This window comes from Rhodoferax sp. (genome assembly GCF_037143375.1).
Lineage (GTDB): Bacteria > Pseudomonadota > Gammaproteobacteria > Burkholderiales > Burkholderiaceae_C > Rhodoferax.
On record NZ_JBAWYV010000261.1, the window covers coordinates 1 to 2,769 of the forward strand.

Consider the following 2,769-nt stretch of genomic DNA (forward strand, 5'->3'; position numbering starts at 1 on the left):
CAGGAATGTACTCCGGTGTCAATTCTTCGCTAAAGCCCCAAAGACAACAATCAAATAATTGTTTTTCACGCTTGAAAGTTAATCAGTGCGCGGCCGCCTGACGACCATGGCGACGCCCACTGCAGTGAGCAAAGTGCCCGCAACCGTTAAAGCAGAAATGGGTTCAGCAAACAGGGTCCACGCAATGCACGCTGTGACGGGCGGCACCAAGTACATCAAACTCGTGACGGTCGATGCGGCACCTCGTTGAATCAGCAAGTAAAGAAGCGAGCTTCCCCCTAAGGTCAAAGCCAGCACAGACCAAGCCAAGGCGCCTGCCAATTGATCATTCCATTGCACCGACTCCGCCTCCATCAAAGCCAATGGCAATGTCACCAAAAAAGCAGCCCCGAGTTGCACCGCATTGGCTGTTCGCACATCGCAAGCTGCCACAAACCGCTTTTGATAAAGGGTACCGGTTGTGATGCTGAACAAAGCGCCCACCGCAAGGGACAGATTCATCCAGTCAGCTTCCCCTCCTTGACCGAATTTGCGCGAAACCACCATGACCAAGCCCAAAAAACCCAAACTTAATCCCAACCATTGGCGAGGCGCAATTTTGTTGCCGGTAGAAGACAACCACAGTGCGGTCAAGACGGGCTGCAATCCGACGATCAAGGCTGAAAGACCCGACCCCATACCGGCTTTGACGGCCGCCCAAACACCGCCGAGGTAGCCCGCATGCATAAAAATTCCGGTGATGGCCAAGTGCATCCATTGGGTTCGCGTTGCAGGCCATTTGACGCGCGCCAGCACAATCCATGGCAAAAAACACGCCACGGAGAGCGCGTATCGCATGACCAAAAACTTCATGGGTGGTGCGTAAGGCATGCCGTAACGGGCGACGATAAAACCCGTGCTCCAAATCAGCACAAACATCGCGGGCATGGCCTTGATGAAGGCCCGGTTTTCGCCGGAACTCACTTCACCCGTGCTCGAATTTCAGGCAGGGCCTTCTGCAAGTAATAGACCATTGACCAAACCGTCATCACAGCGGCCACCCAGATCAACCAGACGCCCCATAAATGGGTATTAATGGAATCAAACAACATTCCATCAAACAACAAGAAGGGGATGGCCACCATCTGAACCACCGTTTTGAGCTTGCCGACCATGTGAACCGCCACACTTTTGGAGGCGCCAATTTGAGCCATCCATTCACGCAGCGCAGAAATTGCAATTTCCCGGCCAATGATGATCAACCCTACAAACACATCGGCTCGCCCCAAGTGCACCAAAACCAAAACACTGGCGCACACCAGAATTTTGTCGGCCACGGGGTCCAAGAAGGCGCCAAAAGATGACACCTGATTCAATTTTCGAGCCAAGTAGCCATCCAGCCAATCGGTAGCAGCCGACACTACGAACAACACCGTTGCGATCAAATTGCGACTTGCAGGCGCAATATCCAGGGAAAAAACCCCGACGATCAAGGGAATCGCAGCGATGCGAGCCCACGTCATGATGGTCGGTATGGTGAAAAACATGCTTTGATTGTGGCACGAGCCAACAGCTTTTTTTCAGGCCAAGTTCAGTGCAGGGCGCGGTATATTTCTTCCGCCAACTCCCGTGAGATGCCTTCGACGGTTGCAATATCTTCGACCCCCGCCAGTGCTACACCACGCACGCCCCCAAAGCGCTGCAACAACTTGGCGCGTCGCTTGGGTCCGATGCCTGGAATCTCCTCCAATTTACCGCCATCCATGCGCACTTTGGCCCGTTTGGCGCGCATGCCGGTGATGGCGAAACGGTGCGCTTCATCCCTGATTTGAGCCACCAGCATCAGGGCCGCCGAGTCTTTACCCAAATAAACTTTGTCGCGCCCATCGGCAAACACCAATTCTTCCAAGCCGACCTTGCGCCCTTCTCCCTTTTCGACACCCACGATCAGCGACAAATCCAGGCCCAACTGCTCGAAAACCTCGCGCGCCATGGAAACCTGGCCTTTGCCACCGTCCACCAGCACCAAATCCGGCAAGCGGCCGGTACCCACTGGCGTTTGGCCGGTCTTTTGAGCTTCGCGCAAACTCTCCGACAATTTGCCGTAGCGGCGCATCAACACTTGGCGCATGGCGGCGTAATCGTCGCCCGGCGTGATGCCGTCGATGCTGTAGCGACGGTATTCGGCGTTCTGCATCTTGTGGTGATGAAACACCACGCACGAGGCCTGCGTTGCCTCGCCTGCGGTGTGCGAGATGTCAAAACACTCCACACGAAGTTCGTCCAGACTGTCCAACGCCAGGTCCAGCGCGTCGGCCAGCGCTCGGGTGCGCGCCTGCTGCGAGCCTTCTTCTGACAGCAAACGGGCCAACTGCAAGTTGGCATTGGTTTGTGCCATTTCCAGCCATTGACGGCGCTGCTCACGCGGTTGGTGGACGGCGCTCACCTTGGCCCCCGACTGAATTGACAAGGCCTTGAGCAGAGTTTTATCGACCGGCTCGCTCACCACCAGAGACGGCGGTACCGGCACATTCAGGTAATGCTGCGCCACAAAAGCATTCAGCACCAGCGCCTCAACCGAGGGCGTCTCTTTGTTGGATGGACTATCGTCATCTTCATCCTGGTAGAGACTGGCGGCATCCTCCACATGCACGGGGAAGTAGGGGCGATCCCCCAGATGCCGCCCACCGCGCACCATCGCCAGGTTCACGCAAGCGCGACCGCCCTGCACTTTAACCGCCAAAATATCCACGTCGCGGTCCGACACGTTGTCCACCGACTGCTGATGCA

The 2,769-nt window shown here is 56.0% G+C and carries 3 protein-coding genes; all 3 read right to left on the reverse strand.

Annotated elements, in window-relative coordinates; all coding sequences use genetic code 11:
- Positions 1-78 precede the first annotated feature (78 nt).
- On the reverse strand, positions 79-927 hold the full coding sequence (locus WCG50_RS18740; protein ID WP_336901117.1) for a DMT family transporter: 849 nt from the start codon (positions 925-927) through the stop codon (positions 79-81).
- Between the two features lie 32 nt (positions 928-959).
- The gene (gene pgsA, locus WCG50_RS18745) at positions 960-1,526 is read right to left on the reverse strand and encodes a CDP-diacylglycerol--glycerol-3-phosphate 3-phosphatidyltransferase (RefSeq protein WP_336901115.1); all 567 of its coding nucleotides are present in this window, start codon (positions 1,524-1,526) and stop codon (positions 960-962) included.
- A gap of 44 nt (positions 1,527-1,570) precedes the next feature.
- On the reverse strand, positions 1,571-2,769 hold a 1,199-nt coding region (locus WCG50_RS18750), incomplete at its 5' end, for an excinuclease ABC subunit UvrC (RefSeq protein WP_336901116.1).

Excerpts from the sequence above, each read along its gene's own strand:
- WCG50_RS18740 (WP_336901117.1), bottom strand. The coding sequence starts at position 927 with ATGCCCGCGATGTTTGTGCTGATTTGGAGCACGGGTTTTATCGTCGCC.
- pgsA (WP_336901115.1), bottom strand. The coding sequence starts at position 1,526 with ATGTTTTTCACCATACCGACCATCATGACGTGGGCTCGCATCGCTGCG.